Here is a 15,790-nt window from a genome sequence, read left to right on the forward strand (position 1 = left end):
ATTAATCCCACGTAGCACAAGCTTCTAGCTTGTGAAAACAGGCAAGATGCCTGTGCTACATTAATCCCACGTAGCACGAGCTTCTAGCTTGTGAAAACAGGCAAAATGCCTGTGCTACATTAATCCCACGTAGCACGAGCTTCTAGCTTGTGAAAACAGGCAAGATGCCTGTGCTACCCGTGGTTCTCGACTCCCACAACAATGGCTGAAAATTTTTTCCAAAATAAACAGTGGTTTTTCGATCGCTGGGCGCCGTTTTACGATGTCCTGTTCACGACGATATTTTACCAGGCGGTACACCGGCGGATGCTGGAGTATGCCGAACTTCCGGAGGCGACTGAAGTGCTGGATCTCGGCTGCGGGACGGGGCGGTTATTGAACCGTCTCGCCAAGGAGTTTCCGCAACTGCGGGGGACGGGTTTCGACTTGTCTCCGGAGATGATTTCCCAGGCGAGGGAAAAAAATCGATGGGGCGATCGCATCCAATTTATCAGGGGAAATGGGTCAGAATTGCCCTTTCCCGAATCTTCGTTTGATGCGGTTTTTTGTACGATCAGTTTTCTCCACTATCCCGACCCCGAACGGGTGCTGTCGGAAGTTTCTCGGGTGTTGCGATCGCCCGGAACTTTTTACCTTGCGGATTACACGGTAAACGACTCGACGGAATACCGGGAAGTGTCCGTTTCCCCCGGAAAGCTGCGGTTTTACAGCCGCAAAAGGCGGGCGGAATTGGGGCAAACTGCCGGGTTAAATTGCCTCAGTCATCACTATTTGATCGGCCCGATTCTCCTGACCAAATTTGCTAAACCGTAGGGGCGGAAACTTGGCGATCGAAGGCCGGAAGTTGCCAATATTCGGGGTCGAATTCCTCCAAAGTTTCGAGCACCTGGTGGGCGTCTTTGTAGGCTTCCGGGTCCATTTCCGGACTCGGAACGGCGACGACGGACATCCCCGCAGCACGGGCCGCGGCTACCCCCGCCAGGGAATCTTCAAACACCAGACAGCGTTCCGGTTCGGCGCCGAGTCGTCTGGCGGTAATCAAAAAGATGTCGGGGTCGGGTTTTCCCCGGGTGAGTTCCGGGTCGTCTCCCCGAACGATACATTGAAATAGGGAAAACCAGGCTTGATGGGGTTCCGTTTTGGCGGAAAAGGGGCGGCTGGCGGAACTGGTGGCGACGGCCTGGGGGACGTTGTGGGCGGCGAGGTGGTTGGTGAGGCGGACGGTGCCCGGCAGGGGAGGAACGTGGGGATAATATTGGTAAATGATGGCGTCTTTTTCCTGCAAATAGGCTTCGACGGTGACGGGTAATTTGAGGGTTTCAACAATTAACGCGGCGGAATCTGTGGATTTTCGGCCGCAGAGTTGGCATTGTAATTGATGGTCGATGGTTTTGCCGTAGCGGTTGGCGATCGCCTGGTTGACTTTGGCGTGCAGGGGTTCGGTATCCAAAAGCAGACCGTCGAGGTCATAGATAACATGGGTGATTTTCGGTGCAACCGACATGGGCAATTCAGAATTGATTGGTGAATGATAGAACTGATTAAAATTATAGCATGAAAGTGACTCGGTTGGACGTTTTAAATCGGTCGTTAAATGAAAATTTTCATGGGTTGTTGCTCTCCTGACGGGCCGGGGGCGCTGAAGGGCAACAACGGATTGTTTGGGGAGTCACGACAAGGATGAGAGGGGGAACAGGACTCGGGCGGTTGTCTGCTCTCCGGGGATGCTTTCGATGGCAAAATTTCCGCCGTGCAATTCCGACAGGCGCCGGACGAGAATCAGTCCCAAACCGAACCCCACGCCGTCGGATTTGGTGCGGTCGAAGTTTTGGCCCAAATTGGCGATTTGTGCGGCGGTCATTCCCCGGCCGCGATCGCCAAATTCCAGACAGTATTTGTCGATTTTGACGGAATCCTTGACCGTGACGGGCGTTTCCGGCAAGGAAAATTTGAGGGCGTTGTCGAGCAATTCTTCGACGATTTTTTGAAAGACGGTTTTGGGAACTTCGATCTCCAAATGGTGGGTGAGGTGCAAGTGCAAATCCAGGGCGCGATCGCAGTAGGATTCCAGCAGGCGATCGGCGACGGATATAATCGTACTGCTCGGGTCTTCTACCGTCCCTTTTGGAAGTCGCTTCAACCGCTCCGGATCTCGTTTCAATAGTTCCAGATCGGAGTATAATAGAAAGTTGCAGGTGAGGCGGTAGAGGCGGTGGGCGGAGTTGTAAATGTCGCTCAAAAATGTCCCGATCTCGCCCTCGTTCATCTCTTTAAAATCTTCCATTAGCAGTTGGGAAGATGCCATGATGCCATTTAAAGGTGTCCGCAATTCGTGGGGGAGGGAGAGGGTGATGCTGCTGCGGAGTTGTTCCAATTGTTCCTGGGTTTTTCGCTCGACAGCCTCCTGTTTTTGTATCCGACTGGCGATCGCCCCCAGGAGTTCTTGTCTCGTAAACGGTTTAGTTAGATAATCGTCCGCCCCCAAATCCATCCCCGAGCGGATGTCCGATCGCGTCGATTTTGCCGTCAGAAAAATAAACGGAATCGTCGCCGTTTGGGGAGATTCTCGCAAGGTTTTCAACACTTCGCAACCGTCCATTTCCGGCATCATGACATCGCAGATAATTAAATTGGGACTCCGCTCCCGCGCCACTTGCACCCCCAATTTTCCATTTTCGGCTCCCAAAATTCCGAACCCTTCGGCATCCAAAATGTCGAGGATAATTTCTCGAACGTAAGCTTCATCTTCGATCACCAAAATTGTCTTCATTTTCTCGATTTTCCTCCAGTTCTAATGGCAATATAACGGTGAATTTCGTCCCTTTTCCCAATTCAGTTTCGACTGTAATCGTTCCCCGTTGCAGTTCGACCGATCGCTGCACGATGGTCAGGCCTAAACCCGTCCCCGGAACCGTACCCACATTTTTGGCGCGATGAAAGGACTCGAAGAGGTGCTTCCGATCTTCCGGGGGAATGCCAATTCCCTCATCCTCGACGGTACAGATCGCCCGATCGCGATCGGTGGTCAATGTCAATTCTATCTTACCGCCCCGGGGTGAATATTTAATCGCATTGGAAAGGAGGTTGCTGAAGATATGCCGCAGCAGTTGTTCGTCCATGCGGGGGGGGCGATCGCGGCTCTGTTCATTGGGACGGCGGACGTGGAATTCCAAAGTTTGATTGGCTTGCAGGTTCAGTTGCATTTCTTCAACCAAGTCGCGGAAAAATCCCTCCAGATCGATGGGTGCGGGATTGAAGGGGAGTTTCTGGGCTTCGGAACGGGCGAGAATCAGAATCTCGCCCAGCAAATAACTCATCTGATGGACGGTATTTTGAATGCGTTTTAAATAGAGCTTTTTTTTCTCCTCATCCCAGCGATCGCCGTAACATTCGAGGGCTTCTGACGCGGCTAAAATCGTGGTCAGTGGGGTGCGAAATTCGTGGGAAATCATGGAAACAAATCGCGATTTGAGTTGGTTCAATTCTTTTTCCGTTTCCAGGGCTTTGCGGATTTCGGTTTCCGCCTGTTTTCGTTCGGTTATATCGGCGACGTTGCCTTCGTAGGCGACCACATTTCCCCGCACGTCCCGCACCACCCGCGCATTTTCTGAGATCCAAGTTTTGCTGCCGTCGGCGCGATAAACTTGGGATTCAAATCCCATGATGGCGTCTTGTTCTTGTATCCGTTCTAAGAACAGATCTCGCTGTCTGGGATTGACGTAGAGATGGCGAATGTCGGTGACGCAGGCGATCATTTCTTCGGGCGATCGGTAGCCGTACAGACGAGCCAGGGATGCGTTGACGCTGATAAAACGGCCGTCCGGGGTAGATTGAAATAACCCTTCGACGGCATTTTCAAAGATGCTGCGAAATTTGTATTCTGTCATTTCCAATTCCCGGTAAGCAATCTCCAGTTTTTGACGGGATTTAAATTCCGCCCGCTGCAGGCGTTCGTAGAGGTAAACGGACAAATCGCAGATCAGGCAGACCCAAAACATGGTCAAAAATAGATAGCCCGTCGCACTATTCCCTTGGGGGAGGGTATCGAATCCGAGGGCGGTGTTGATGGCGAAATAGTAGCCCAAAATCATCATTTGGGAGGCTAGATGCAGGGGCCAGCGGACGGGGATAATTGTCGCTTGAAAAAAGAAGGTGAACGCCCATCCCAGCAGCTCGGGACGGACGCGATCGCCCAGCGGAGACTCGAACACTCCCCCCAGGGTCTCGATGATTTGTTCGTTCATTTCCAACGCCCAAGCAAACCCCAAGAATAGCCAACCAAGATGGTTTCGTCCGCCGCGGGTTCGCAACAGAACCATACCCAAAATCAGGTTGAAAGCTCCGACCGTTTGAATGAGTATTTCTTTGTGAATGAAGGGATTGCCATGCAGGAGATGAAACAGGTTGATGGCGATGCGGACGAAGTAGGAAAATAACGCCAATTCAAACGCCAGGGTCAATCTGGCACCGAGAAACTGACGCTGCCAACTTTCGTAGGAAAGATGGGTCAGCTTTTCCTCGGATTCCGGGAAAGCATTGGCATTTTTGAGGTGGTTGAGTATCACCCGGAACGGCCCGAAGTCCTGAAGCCGAGACATCCATTGCTGATTCATTTGCTGACCTCATTGAAGAAATCGCCGGAGTGGTTCAGTTAAGATCTGTTGTATCTCAAAGTTGGGGAAGTATGGAAAAAAAGGTGGTGGGGCGATCGCCCGTCGCCCCCCGTCCGCAAGGCTCCGGCAGTCACCACCGCCCTTTTTTATCATTTTGCCGTGATAAAATTTGAGGAAAAATAGATGCGATCGCCACCCCGACGATCGACCCAATGCTCCGATACCCGCCCACCGACAGTCAACAGGAGAACGGCATCATGTCCGACGTGACCATCAAAGACTTTGAAATCGTGCAAACGGTCTTCAACGAAGCCGGTTTGGATTATCAATTAGAATTGGAAGGTGGAAAAATCTCAGTTATGGGTCCCTCAGATATCGTATCGAGCGAAATCGGCATTCTGTTTAGTCGCTTACTCGGAAACTGGGTTTATCCCCGCCGTCTGGGCCGGATTTTCGACTCCGCCGGCGGTTTCATCTTGCCCGATCGCAACCTGAAAGCCCCCGATGTCTCCTTTGTGAAAGCCGATCGCCTGCGACGAAGTGTCCGCTACTTCGCCGAAATGGTTCCCGATTTAGCAGTGGAAATAAAATCCCAAAGCGACCGTATTCCACCCCTACAAAAAAAGCTCGAAAAATATATCGAATTGGGAGCAACAGTCGGAATCCTGATCGACCCCGACGAGGAAACCGTCACCCTCTATCGCCCCGCCACAGAACCCGTCCAATTGACGAATGACGACGTTTTGAGCATTCCCGAACTCTTCCCGGGTTGGGAAATTGCCATTCCCGAACTGTGGCCCCCCGTATTTGACGAGGAAGAATAGTAGGGAATAGGGAATAGGGAATAGGGAATAGGAAAAATTATATCAAGCCCAATCATCGACCGATGATTTTCGCTCATTGTAGGCGCCCCTGGCTTGCGCCCGAGCCCAACGATTCCCCAGCAATTCGGACATTCAACCGATCGCATTTCAATTACCATCATTATCAATTATCAATTATCAATTAAAAAAGAGGTTCTGCCGCAGCAGAACCCCAATATTTTCATCTTAGCGGAGGAGTTGATCCCGATTGGGGATCGTGATTAGCGAACCACGCCCTGCATGGCTTCGACGTTGATGGGTTTCATCAAATACAGCTTCACGAACTGCCAGCCGTTGGCGGCGTAGTGGGGCAGTTTTTGGAAGAACTGGACGAACTTGGGCGCGTTGGAATTGACGATCGCGGTCAGTTTTTCGTTGGTTTTGACGCAACGTTCGAGGCGATCGTAGAATTCCGGTTTGTTGACGTCGAGGACGATTGGGAAAACCCGCCCCGCCGTCTCGTTGGTTTTCTCGATCACTTCTTTGTCATACTCCCGGGCATCCAAACCGAGGGAGGCGTAGAATCCGGCTCGCTGGATGTCATTGAGGTACATCGTCGCGAACACGGACAGCAGGAAGAACCGGCACCAGAGCCGCGCTTTCCAGTTATTTAACAATTCGGGCTGGGACTTGAGCACCGCATCGAAAAAGTCGCCGTGGCGGTTCTCATCCTGGCACCAGTTTTCAAAGAAGCGGAAGATGGGATAAATCCGATCTTCGGGGTGTGCCTCCAAATGGCGGTAGATGGTGATATAACGCCAGTAACCGATCTTCTCGGACAGATAGGTGGCGTAGAAGATAAACTTGGGCTTGAAGAAGGTATAGCTGCGGCTCTTCGTCAGGAAGCCCAAATCCAAGGACAGGCCGAAATCGGACATCGCCTTGTTGAGGAATCCGGCGTGGCGGGCCTCATCCCGGGACATCAACTGGAACCCTTCAGCCAACAAAGGGTTTTTGTCCTTGAGACGGCGGCTCAGTTCCTTGTAGAGGAGGAAGCCGGAAAATTCGGCTGTGCAGGAACGCTCCAAAAACTCAACGAACAACTGCCGGGTTTCGCCGTCGATGTGATCCCAGGACTGCTCGAATTCCTCGTCCCGGACGAAGTGGTGGCGGTTGTAGTCGGTGCGGAATTCTTCGATGATCGCCCTGAGCTCCTCTTCATTTGCACAGAGGTTCATTGCGGCCATCTCGTCGAAATCCGTCGTGTAGAACCGGGGCGTGAGGATGGTTTCCTTAGCGGGAACCTTCACCCCGGGGCGCATCTCCTCAAATGTGGGTTTTTTCAGGGAATCTACCATAATGCTCGATGTCGTTTTATTATCGCGAGTGATTTTAGGGTATTCGGGGGGGATTCGGGCTTGTCGCCCTGCACCGCCCGCTGGCTGACGCTAATGAACCCGTCGTGCGATCGCATTGATTGACCACGCTCACCAGTCTACCAACCGATGGGGCGACCCGGACAACGGATTCCGTTAAGATTTGCTACACAATGCGATCGCACCGAGAACCGATTCACTTGTGCGATCATGGGGAAAGACGACTCTGGATCGGGTAGTCACAGGTATCGCAAACCGATTGTGGGTGAGCGCTCGGAGGTTATTGATGAAGAAAGTCAGCACCAGTTACGTGTTGTGGGCGATCGGTTTAATTTCTCCCATCAGCGGGCTGCACCGCCTGTACAATGGCAAAATTGTCACGGGCGTGATTTGGCTGTGTACCCTGGGACTGTTCCGGGTGGGACAGTTCGTGGACGTGTTCCTAATTCCGGGCATGGTGGAAGAATACAATACGAAAGCCCGCCAGAAATTGGGCGTCGCCCCCGACGGCACGCCCCTCCCCCACCCCAACCCGGTGACGTTGAACGTGACGGCTCAGGAGGTGCGGGAAAGCTTGCGGATGAAATTGCTCAAGGCGGCGGCGTCCCGGGGCGGAAAACTCACCGTGACTCAGGGCGTCATGGCGACGGGGGCGAATTTTGCGGAGGTGGAAGAAGCCCTCAACGATATGTTCCGCAGCGGTTACGTCACGATGAGTAATCACCCGGAATCGGGTATCGTCATTTACGATTTTCACGAGTTGTGATCTCGGCCGAAGAATCTCGCCCCCAAACCCCCAATTCTGGGGGCTTTGAGCGGGTCTAATTTTGCCAATCATTTCTTGGGAGATTGCCAAATCCCCAGATCTCCTCATCGTGAGATTTTCACCTGGGGCTGATTGCTGATCACTGATGGCTGATAGCGATATGTACGGTATTCGCAGCGCTTTCCTCGATTTTATTGACGATCCGTTTCGGGTCGCAGCATCCCCAAGTTATCGGTTCTTCGAGGATGGCTTGCTGGTCGTTTCTGAGGGGAAAATCGAGGCTTTCGGTTCCTATCAAAGGCTGCGATCGCACTATCCCGACATTCCGATTATTTCTCATCCCCATCGATTGATTTTACCGGGGTTTATCGACACCCACATTCACTATCCGCAAACGGAGATTATCGCGTCCTACGGCGAACAACTTTTGGAATGGCTCGATCGCTATGCGTTTCCCGCCGAACAACAGTTTCGAGATCCCGACCACGCCCGCCGGGTCGCCTCCTTTTTCCTGGACGAATTGTTGCGGAATGGCACGACGACGGCGGTGGTGATGACGACGATTTTTCCGGAGTCCGCGACTGTTTTTTTTGAAGAGGCACAGCGTCGAAATATGCGGGCGATCGCGGGTTTGATGATGATGGATCGCAACGCCCCCGAGGAACTGCTCGACACGCCTCAACTCGCCTACGATCGCAATAAAAAATTAATTGAAACCTGGCATAATATAGACCGATTAAACTATGCCATTACTCCTCGTTTCGCCATCACTTCGACCCCCGAACAATTGGAAGTTGCGGGACAGTTAAAACGGGAATATACCGACGCTTACGTTCACACCCACCTATCCGAAAATTGCGAGGAATTAAAAACAGTTTCTCGCCTGTTTCCCGAGAGTCGGGATTATCTGGAAGTTTACGAAAAATTTGGACTGGCGGGCGATCGCTCCATTTTTGCCCACTGCATCCACCTGAACGATTCGGAATTTCGCCGCCTCTCTGAATCGGGGGCAGCGATCGCCTTCTGTCCGACTTCCAATTTATTTATCGGCAGCGGACTCTTCAACCTTGAAAAAGCCAAATCGACCTCGAATCCCATCCCCGTGGGTTTGGCGACGGACGTGGGGGGCGGAACCAGCTTTTCGATGTTGAAAACGATGGGAACCGCCTATCAAGTCGCCCAACTGCGGGGGCAAAACCTCTCCCCCTGGCAGGCATTTTATTTGGCAACATTAGGGGCGGCAAAAGCTCTGCATCTCGACCATTATATCGGAAATTTCGATATCGGGAAAGAGGCAGATTTTGTGGTGTTAGATTGGCGATCGACCCCCGGGATGAAATTCCGCAATCCCCGAGACGAAATTGAGTCGCCGGAAGAACTCGCAGACGTTCTTTTTTCCCTGATGATTCTGGGGTGCGATCGCGCCGTCGATGCCACCTATATCGCCGGGGAATTGGCGGGCGATCGCGATCTCGGTTGATGGGGTGAATGATAGCAATTTTCGAGTCAGTGAAGTACGCGGGTTCATCATCAATTAATCGCGATCGCCTTCCTCTCCGTGTCCTCTGTGCCTCTGTGGTTTCATCCCCAGTCCCCGTCCCGTCAACAAATACACCGCAAAACTCCCCACCCAATGACTGCCCGCATAATCGCACAAAGACACCGGTTCCAACCCAACCCGACGGTGGACGATCGCCACTTCTCTGAGGTTCAAAATGCGCGGATCGTCCGGGGGAAGTCCGGCGACAATTCCCTCCAACATCCAGGCGCGGCTGAGGTTGAGGCCGTCGAAGTGGGCTTCTTGATAGTCCGTGGGATTGCTGGGAATCACCGGATGCAGCCAGTCGATATCATCGGGTATTTCGGGGAGATAGGGAAGAAAATCTCGCAGCCAAATGGCGAATTCTTCTGCTGTTAAAAACCGCCGCATCAGATCCGCTTCCGCCAACGTCGGGGAGAGGAAGTCGCAGCCGAGGGGTTCGAGGTGTAAAGGATAGTCGCGATCGCTTTCATAAAAACCTTTTGCACGGGTTTTGATCAAAGCGGAAAAATCCGAATTTTGAGTAGAAATCGCCCAATCCCACATCAAACCCAGGGCGAAGGCTGTTTGAATGTGGAAGCCGCTTCGGTTAGGATATTCTAAATCCAACAACCACTGTCGCAAGTTATTGACGGCGACAATTTCTAAAGGGTGCAAAATCTCCGCCCATTGCCGTCCCAAAGGATCGTCCCACTCGGCGCATTCCGCCCGCAATTGCAGCAGCCAAGCCAAACCGTAGGGACATTCAAACCGGGGACGATCTTTGAGATAATTAACCTCTACCGCGATCGCCTCTGGGGTCAGGTTTTGCGCGATCGCCTCCCGCGCCTCATCCGCGAAGGGGGCATCGGGAAACCACCGCAGCAAGCGCACCAGCATCCAATGGCTGTGGACGGCGGAATGCCAATCCAAGCACCCGTAAAATGCCGGGTTCAGTTGCCGGGGAGACATCAGATCCGCCTCCTTTTCCAACTGATAGGGATGGACTCGGGGATATTCCCGGTGAATGCAGCCCAGGGCACATCGGGCAAATTGGGCGATCGCTTTTAAATCAAAATCGTCGGATTTCACGATCTGTTATCCTCACAATTATCGACGGGTACGGAGGCACCGGGCAGGCGCGGAGGCAACGCTTCCTGGAGAGAGGCAGGCACAGAGGCACTGCCCCTACAGTTTAAAACCCCTAAAAACGGTACGCATTCTGATTCCGATTCATCACAATTTAGGACGGCGATATGAAAGTTATCAATTCGATTCCCGGACGGGGTTATTTACTCCTCGCAGTTCTCATTTTTGCCGCTTCTAGCTCGGTGACGCGCCAACTCACGGAACTGGGGGCGCAACATTTAATTGACGGTCGAAATCCGGTCTCATTTTGTAATGTTTTGTTCGTGGGCAATATTTGGGCGTTGATTATTTTGACGCTCCTGAATCGTCGAGAATTAAATTTACAGGCGATCCGGCAATTTTCCGGAAAAGATTGGTTGGGTTTGACGGCCGTCGCCTTCTTTTCGGGCGCCCTTGCCCCCGCCCTCTTTTTTGGGGCGTTAGAACGGACGATGGTCAACAATGTGATCCTGATTGGACGCATCGAACCCCCCCTGACTTTAGCGCTTTCCGTTTGGCTGCTGCACGAACGGGTCAACCGCTGGGTGGTTGCCGGGGCGATCGTTTCGTTTTTGGGCGTCGCGGCTATTGTTCTGATTCCCCAAACCACCGGATCGGAAATGATGCCAATGGGCGGATTTCAGGTGGGAATTGGGGAATTGATGACCCTGGTGGGGGCGATCGCCGGGGCTCTGGGAACGATCGTCAGCAAAATTAGCCTCGGCAATGTTTCCCTGGGATTTTTCAGCATCTACCGAAACGCCCTGGGGACGCTGATCTTTTTTGTATTGGTTATTAACTTGTTCGGCTTACAGCATTTTACCGATGTTTTTGCCCCCGTGGTCTGGCAGTGGATGTTCATTTACAGTGCGGTTATCGTCGTTTTTGGTCAGTTTTGCTGGTTTATGGGACTCAAGCGAACGGATGCCTCGGAGGTTTCTCTGGCCAATTCTTTCTCGCCCGTCGCCGGAGTTTTGGCGGCTTATTTAATTTTGGGAGAGGCTCCCACCGCCACCCAATATATCGGCGGTGTCATTATTCTTGTCGGAATTATCCTCAACCAAATTGGCATTTCTCAACCGCCGACACCGCAACCGCACCGCGTCAAACCGGGCGATTCTGTGGCGGCAATTCCGGCACAATCAGCCGAAAATCCGGATCGGAGCGTGGGATTCAAGGGGGTTTAATCGGGATGTCCCCTTGGCTGGGGAGAAATGAGTTCGCGACTTTGTATCGGAGGCGGACAGTTTGAGGGTGAATGGGGGGAACAGAAGCCCAAAATTTGCTGTTTCTTACCCCATAAAATATCGTTCAGTTTGCGATCGCACTCCCGGGATCTGGAGGGCGCAAATTGAAATCTGGGCTGGGAAAATTTCCGGGGCGATTTTTCCGACTGCCGCTGATTGTCAAATTTGGATTTTTGCCGCGGCTCTCTATTTTGTTTTGCGATATTATTTTTATCCTGTTCGACCGTCAATTGATAGGTCGTACTGCCCTCCGTCGAGACGATTTCGAGGGCGTAAAATCCGGCGGGAATATCGAAGCCGATCGCTTCCGACTGGTTGCCGCTCACCGTCCGGCGATCGAGGGTGCGGCCGTCTTTATTTTTCAACCGGACTTCCAACCCGGCGCCGAACCCCTCCAGGGAACAATTCAAGCGTCCCGCGGCGGGGTGGTTGAAGGTGTAGATGTCGATCGCACCTTCCCCCGCAAACCCCACATAAACCGCGCGATCGGCTAGGTTTCCGAGTTCAAAAGTGATGGCATCAGCCATAGTTGAGTCTCCAGGTTTTTATCGAACTTCTGAGAGTATCTTATCACAGTTTGTGCGCCAAATGACTCTCGAATCAGAAAAAAAATTTGAGTTGCGATCGCCAGGGTTCCGGAGAATTTTTCGAGGGGTTTGATCGTCCCGGTTATCGACTGTCTCGGACGGCGGAAACGACCCGAATCGGTCATCGACCTCAGACCTTCTGCTCTCAAAGCATTTGGGGAAACTCGGAAGTGCGATCGCGATCTTTGAGAAAAACCTTGACCCTCCAGTTAAATGGAGAGTCTAAACTCGATGTATCACTGCCAACACTGCGAAAAAACGATGGTCAAACTCGATCGCCGAAAATTTCTGGCTTTGGGAGTCGCGAGTCTCGGAACGGCACTGGCGGCCCACGGCCTATTCCGTTCGAGTCGCGACTCTACGGATGCAAAATCCGCGATCGCCTCGACTCCACTGTATCGGAGTTCCGGAGGGTTACTAGAATTCAATCTAGACGCCCGTTACCATTCTGTCAATGTGGGAGGGCGATCGGCTCAATTGATGACCTACAACGGACAAATTCCCGGCCCGCGTTTGGAAGTGCGGCCTGGAGATACGGTTCGGATTCATTTTAGCAACCGCCTCCCCCAACCCACCAACATCCACTATCACGGACTCCACATTCCCATTACCGGCAATGCAGATAATGTCTTTTTACACATCCCCCCCGGGGAAAACTTGACCTACGAATTTACCTTAAATTCCGACCATCCCGCCGGACTGTTTTGGTATCACCCCCACCTACACGGCCGGGTTGCCGAACAATTATTCGGCGGTTTGGCGGGGTTATTTGTGGTTCGCGGAGAACTGGATGAAATCCCTGAAATTAAAGCCGCGTCTGAACAGTTTCTCGTCCTGCAAGATTTTGCCCTGGATCAGCAGGGAAAGTTACTCCCAGAACAAAGCCTTTCAATTATGACCGGACGGGAAGGAGATTTAATGACCGTCAACGGCAAAAATACCCCCGACTTTTTGATTCCGCCGGATCAACTTTTGCGGCTGCGAATTCTCAACGCTTCTCCGTCGAGGTTTTATCGGTTATCCTTGGAAAATCATCCGTTTCATCTGATTGCAACCGATGGCGGTTCTTTAGCCGAACCCGTGGAATTGCCAGAACTGTTGCTGGCACCCGGAGAACGGGCGGAAGTGTTAATTCGGGGCGATCAAGAACCCGGCCGTTACCGTTTGCTAAACTTGCCCTATCAGCGGGTTGGCATGGGTATGATGGGGGGTGGTATGATGGGAAACGCTCCCGCCAATGATGCTCCTCAAGTTCTCGCCACCGTGAGTTATGATGCCAAAAGTTCGATGCCTTTGCCCGCACAACTCATTCCCATTCAACCCTTGCCAGAACCCCAACAGGTTCGCCGTTTTCAGATGAATCACGGTATGATTAGGGGGCAGGGAATGGCATTTTTATTTAACGGTCAATCCTATGAACCCGGACGGATTGATACTCAGGTACAGCTCGATACCGTTGAAGATTGGGAAATCATCAATACGGGAATGATGGATCATCCCTTTCACGTCCACGGAAACGCCTTTCAAGTGGTGAGTCGAAATGGCAAGCCGGAACCGTTTCGGGCTTGGAAAGATGTGGTTTCGGTCAAGCCGGGGGAGACGGCAAAAATTCGGATGGCGTTTCGAGATTTTGCGGGCAAAACGGTGTACCATTGTCACATTCTCGACCACGAGGATTTGGGGATGATGGGAAATTTGGAGATCCGAGCTTGACGCTCCGAGTGTTTCGATTATCAAATGTCAATCAGTCATTGGAATTAAATTTGGATCATGTTTCAATCTCAATTTTTGAACTGGAAAACGGTTTTATTTGCCGGGGCGATCGCCACCGGAATTGTCGGGGGCGGATATGGAATCGCCAATCATTTCGCACCCCAGCAAACCGTCGGTAAAGCGATACAACCCGGCCCTGAGGCGTCAGCAATTGCCGCCGAAGTTGCCCAGATCACCGTCTACCGGACGCCCACCTGCGGCTGTTGTGAAGGGTGGGTCGAACACATGAAGGAAAATAACTTTCAGGTGACAGATATTGTCAAACCCGAAGCCGAAATTCAGGCGGTCCGGCAACAACACAATCTGCCGGGGCAACTGAGATCCTGCCACGCGGCCGAAATTGGCGGTTATCTGGTCGAGGGGCACGTCCCGGCGGAAGATGTGCGGAAGTTGGTCGCCCAGAAACCCGACCTGGCGGGAATCGCGGTGCCCGGAATGCCCATCGGGACTCCCGGCATGGAAGTGGGCGATCGCCGAGAATCCTTTGAAGTCCTGGGATTTCAAAACAATGGCGACATCCGAGTTTTCAATTCTTATCAGTTCTAAAACGGGGATCGAAATTGATGGGATAACGGTTGCCCTTCCCCGGGTTTGGGGAGGGGTATTCGGTGGGATTCAACGGATGAGAATGGCTGGAACTGTGACGGCGATCGAGACGCGATCGAAAGCTGGGGGGTGCGATCCCCTCGTCAGACGTTACAGATTATGCTTTAATTATCCGATCAGTCCTGAAGGGGCAGACGGGCCGATGTAGGTGATGGAATCGAACGGCGTTCCTTTCCCGAACAGTCCAAAACTTGCAGATCAGATGCCGTCGAGAGCCCTCGATTCAATATCCCACTATAGAAGACCCAAGATGAAGCTACAGGATATATTGAAAACCAAGGAACGGTATGATGTCAGAGCGATCGCGGAAGATGAAGAATTGACCCGCCAGATTCAAACCCTGTTGGTCAGTTTCGATCTGCTCGATCCCCCGGTCGATGGAAAATTCGGGCCGAAATCCACGGCGGCTCTGCATCGGTTTCAAGTATTGCTCGACTGCAACGAGTCGGGTTTTTTGGGCGCGGTGACGGCCGAGAAACTGATCGAAACGAAGCCCGAAGATATCCCCGGCGACACCCCGATCCTGCGGGTGACAAAGGACACGATTTTAAAGCAGCGTCCCGTCTCTTCCAGCGAACTTGACGAGTCCGAAAAATACGGGGTTCGGGCGGTCAGGGAATTTAAGCTTCTGGCCTTTGAACCCGTGCGAAATCACATCCGGGTTGCTCTGAGAAGCGAGACATTTGAAGAGCGATCGGTCTGGTATATTTACGAAAAACACGGCGAGATTTACCAGGGAAAAAACTTAGTTTATCCCCCTGATATTCCAGAGGAATTCAAGTTGTCCGGCTTCCCCTATTTTTCCCAGGTGGATAACTGGTACAATCCCACGGGAGCCTGCAACGTCACCTCGATGGCGATGTGCCTGAGTTACTACGGCGCCTCCCGCCGGAAGAGTTACGGACAATTCGAGGATGAGTTGTACCAATACGCCTTAGATCGCGGCTACAGTCGCCACAGTCCCCAGGATCTAGCTCAGATCGTCCGCGACTACGGCTGTCAGGATTACTTCACCGCCAACGGCAGCATCGACGATATCAAAGCTTGGCTCAACGAAGGCAAACCGACGGTGATCCACGGTTACTTTACTTCCTTCGGTCACATCATGCCCGTGGTGGGTTACAATCAAAAGGGTCTGATCGTGCACGATCCTTATGGGGAGTGGTTTTCCGGCGGCTACCGCACCGATTTGAGCGGCGCTTATTTGACCTATTCTTATTCTTTAATCCGCCGCGTTTGTATGCCAGACGGAGACTTCTGGGTTCACTTTATTTCACGATAAAAATCTGTCTCTATCTCCCCCCTTATCAAGGGGGGCTGGGGGGGATCATTCTCCCCCCTTATCAAGGGGGGCTGGGGGGGATCATTCTCC

Annotated in this window: 15 protein-coding genes; 9 read left to right on the forward strand and 6 right to left on the reverse strand. The window is 52.4% G+C overall.

Annotation, left to right across the window (positions count from 1 at the left end; all coding sequences use genetic code 11):
* The first annotated feature begins 201 nt into the window (after positions 1-201).
* Positions 202-813, forward strand: coding sequence for a class I SAM-dependent methyltransferase (locus LKE08_RS14830; protein ID WP_324705015.1), 612 nt, complete (start codon positions 202-204; stop codon positions 811-813).
* Here LKE08_RS14830 and LKE08_RS14835 read toward each other — a convergent pair.
* From LKE08_RS14835 to LKE08_RS14845, 3 genes are all read right to left on the reverse strand, one after another.
* Complete coding sequence (locus LKE08_RS14835; protein WP_324705016.1) at positions 803-1,504, reverse strand: HAD-IA family hydrolase; 702 nt, start codon at positions 1,502-1,504, stop codon at positions 803-805. The genes LKE08_RS14830 and LKE08_RS14835 overlap by 11 nt on opposite strands.
* A gap of 165 nt (positions 1,505-1,669) precedes the next feature.
* Positions 1,670-2,770 (reverse strand): hybrid sensor histidine kinase/response regulator, encoded by a 1,101-nt coding sequence (locus LKE08_RS14840; protein ID WP_324705017.1) that lies wholly within the window; start codon positions 2,768-2,770, stop codon positions 1,670-1,672.
* A complete protein-coding gene (locus LKE08_RS14845) occupies positions 2,742-4,613 on the reverse strand; it encodes a PAS domain-containing sensor histidine kinase (RefSeq protein ID WP_324705018.1) in 1,872 nt (623 codons plus the stop codon). The genes LKE08_RS14840 and LKE08_RS14845 overlap by 29 nt, the downstream gene beginning before the upstream one ends.
* 257 nt (positions 4,614-4,870) lie before the next feature.
* On the opposite strand from LKE08_RS14845, the gene LKE08_RS14850 reads away from it, so the two are divergent.
* On the forward strand, positions 4,871-5,437 hold the full coding sequence (locus LKE08_RS14850) for a Uma2 family endonuclease (RefSeq protein ID WP_324705029.1): 567 nt from the start codon (positions 4,871-4,873) through the stop codon (positions 5,435-5,437).
* A gap of 260 nt (positions 5,438-5,697) precedes the next feature.
* Here LKE08_RS14850 and acsF read toward each other — a convergent pair whose 3' ends face one another.
* Positions 5,698-6,774 carry a magnesium-protoporphyrin IX monomethyl ester (oxidative) cyclase gene (gene acsF / locus LKE08_RS14855; RefSeq protein ID WP_324705019.1) on the reverse strand — a complete coding sequence of 359 codons (1,077 nt, stop codon included), beginning with the start codon at positions 6,772-6,774 and terminating at the stop codon, positions 5,698-5,700.
* Positions 6,775-7,078: 304 nt separating this feature from the next.
* On the opposite strand from acsF, the gene LKE08_RS14860 reads away from it, so the two are divergent.
* On the forward strand, positions 7,079-7,558 hold the full coding sequence (locus LKE08_RS14860; protein ID WP_324705020.1) for an NINE protein: 480 nt from the start codon (positions 7,079-7,081) through the stop codon (positions 7,556-7,558).
* 145 nt (positions 7,559-7,703) lie between these two features.
* The gene (guaD, locus tag LKE08_RS14865; protein ID WP_324705021.1) at positions 7,704-9,038 is read left to right on the forward strand and encodes a guanine deaminase; all 1,335 of its coding nucleotides are present in this window, start codon (positions 7,704-7,706) and stop codon (positions 9,036-9,038) included.
* A 54-nt stretch (positions 9,039-9,092) separates the two neighbouring features.
* Here guaD and LKE08_RS14870 read toward each other — a convergent pair whose 3' ends face one another.
* Entirely contained in the window at positions 9,093-10,169 is a 1,077-nt protein-coding gene (locus LKE08_RS14870; RefSeq protein WP_324705022.1) for a DUF2891 domain-containing protein, read from the reverse strand.
* A gap of 164 nt (positions 10,170-10,333) precedes the next feature.
* On the opposite strand from LKE08_RS14870, the gene LKE08_RS14875 reads away from it, so the two are divergent.
* Positions 10,334-11,392, forward strand: coding sequence for a DMT family transporter (locus tag LKE08_RS14875; protein ID WP_324705023.1), 1,059 nt, complete (start codon positions 10,334-10,336; stop codon positions 11,390-11,392).
* On the opposite strand, the gene LKE08_RS14880 is transcribed toward LKE08_RS14875, so the two are convergent.
* Complete coding sequence (locus LKE08_RS14880) at positions 11,389-11,979, reverse strand: hypothetical protein (protein WP_324705024.1); 591 nt, start codon at positions 11,977-11,979, stop codon at positions 11,389-11,391. The two genes, LKE08_RS14875 and LKE08_RS14880, sit on opposite strands and share 4 nt — an antisense overlap.
* A 291-nt stretch (positions 11,980-12,270) precedes the next feature.
* Here LKE08_RS14880 and LKE08_RS14885 point away from each other — a divergent pair, with 291 nt between their 5' ends.
* From LKE08_RS14885 to LKE08_RS14900, 4 genes are all read left to right on the forward strand, one after another.
* The gene (locus tag LKE08_RS14885; protein WP_324705025.1) at positions 12,271-13,752 is read left to right on the forward strand and encodes a multicopper oxidase family protein; all 1,482 of its coding nucleotides are present in this window, start codon (positions 12,271-12,273) and stop codon (positions 13,750-13,752) included.
* Between the two features lie 57 nt (positions 13,753-13,809).
* Complete coding sequence (locus LKE08_RS14890) at positions 13,810-14,358, forward strand: DUF411 domain-containing protein (protein WP_324705026.1); 549 nt, start codon at positions 13,810-13,812, stop codon at positions 14,356-14,358.
* Between the two features lie 82 nt (positions 14,359-14,440).
* Positions 14,441-14,566, forward strand: coding sequence for a hypothetical protein (locus LKE08_RS14895; RefSeq protein ID WP_324705027.1), 126 nt, complete (start codon positions 14,441-14,443; stop codon positions 14,564-14,566).
* Positions 14,567-14,668: 102 nt separating this feature from the next.
* A complete protein-coding gene (locus LKE08_RS14900) occupies positions 14,669-15,700 on the forward strand; it encodes a C39 family peptidase (protein WP_324705028.1) in 1,032 nt (343 codons plus the stop codon).
* Positions 15,701-15,790: the final 90 nt, after the last annotated feature.

Source organism: Lyngbya sp. CCY1209 (assembly GCF_035615495.1).
Classification (GTDB): Bacteria; Cyanobacteriota; Cyanobacteriia; order Cyanobacteriales; family Microcoleaceae; genus Limnospira.

Bases quoted from the DNA above. Each gene is read 5' to 3' on its own strand.
- LKE08_RS14890 (WP_324705026.1), top strand. From the start codon at position 13,810: ATGTTTCAATCTCAATTTTTGAACTGGAAAACGGTTTTATTTGCCGGG.
- LKE08_RS14895 (WP_324705027.1), top strand. From the start codon at position 14,441: ATGGCTGGAACTGTGACGGCGATCGAGACGCGATCGAAAGCTGGGGGG.
- LKE08_RS14880 (WP_324705024.1), bottom strand. From the start codon at position 11,979: ATGGCTGATGCCATCACTTTTGAACTCGGAAACCTAGCCGATCGCGCG.
- LKE08_RS14840 (WP_324705017.1), bottom strand. From the start codon at position 2,770: ATGAAGACAATTTTGGTGATCGAAGATGAAGCTTACGTTCGAGAAATT.
- acsF (WP_324705019.1), bottom strand. From the start codon at position 6,774: ATGGTAGATTCCCTGAAAAAACCCACATTTGAGGAGATGCGCCCCGGG.
- LKE08_RS14860 (WP_324705020.1), top strand. From the start codon at position 7,079: ATGAAGAAAGTCAGCACCAGTTACGTGTTGTGGGCGATCGGTTTAATT.
- LKE08_RS14830 (WP_324705015.1), top strand. From the start codon at position 202: ATGGCTGAAAATTTTTTCCAAAATAAACAGTGGTTTTTCGATCGCTGG.
- LKE08_RS14845 (WP_324705018.1), bottom strand. From the start codon at position 4,613: ATGAATCAGCAATGGATGTCTCGGCTTCAGGACTTCGGGCCGTTCCGG.
- LKE08_RS14875 (WP_324705023.1), top strand. From the start codon at position 10,334: ATGAAAGTTATCAATTCGATTCCCGGACGGGGTTATTTACTCCTCGCA.
- LKE08_RS14885 (WP_324705025.1), top strand. From the start codon at position 12,271: ATGTATCACTGCCAACACTGCGAAAAAACGATGGTCAAACTCGATCGC.
- LKE08_RS14850 (WP_324705029.1), top strand. From the start codon at position 4,871: ATGTCCGACGTGACCATCAAAGACTTTGAAATCGTGCAAACGGTCTTC.
- LKE08_RS14900 (WP_324705028.1), top strand. From the start codon at position 14,669: ATGAAGCTACAGGATATATTGAAAACCAAGGAACGGTATGATGTCAGA.
- guaD (WP_324705021.1), top strand. From the start codon at position 7,704: ATGGCTGATAGCGATATGTACGGTATTCGCAGCGCTTTCCTCGATTTT.
- LKE08_RS14835 (WP_324705016.1), bottom strand. From the start codon at position 1,504: ATGTCGGTTGCACCGAAAATCACCCATGTTATCTATGACCTCGACGGT.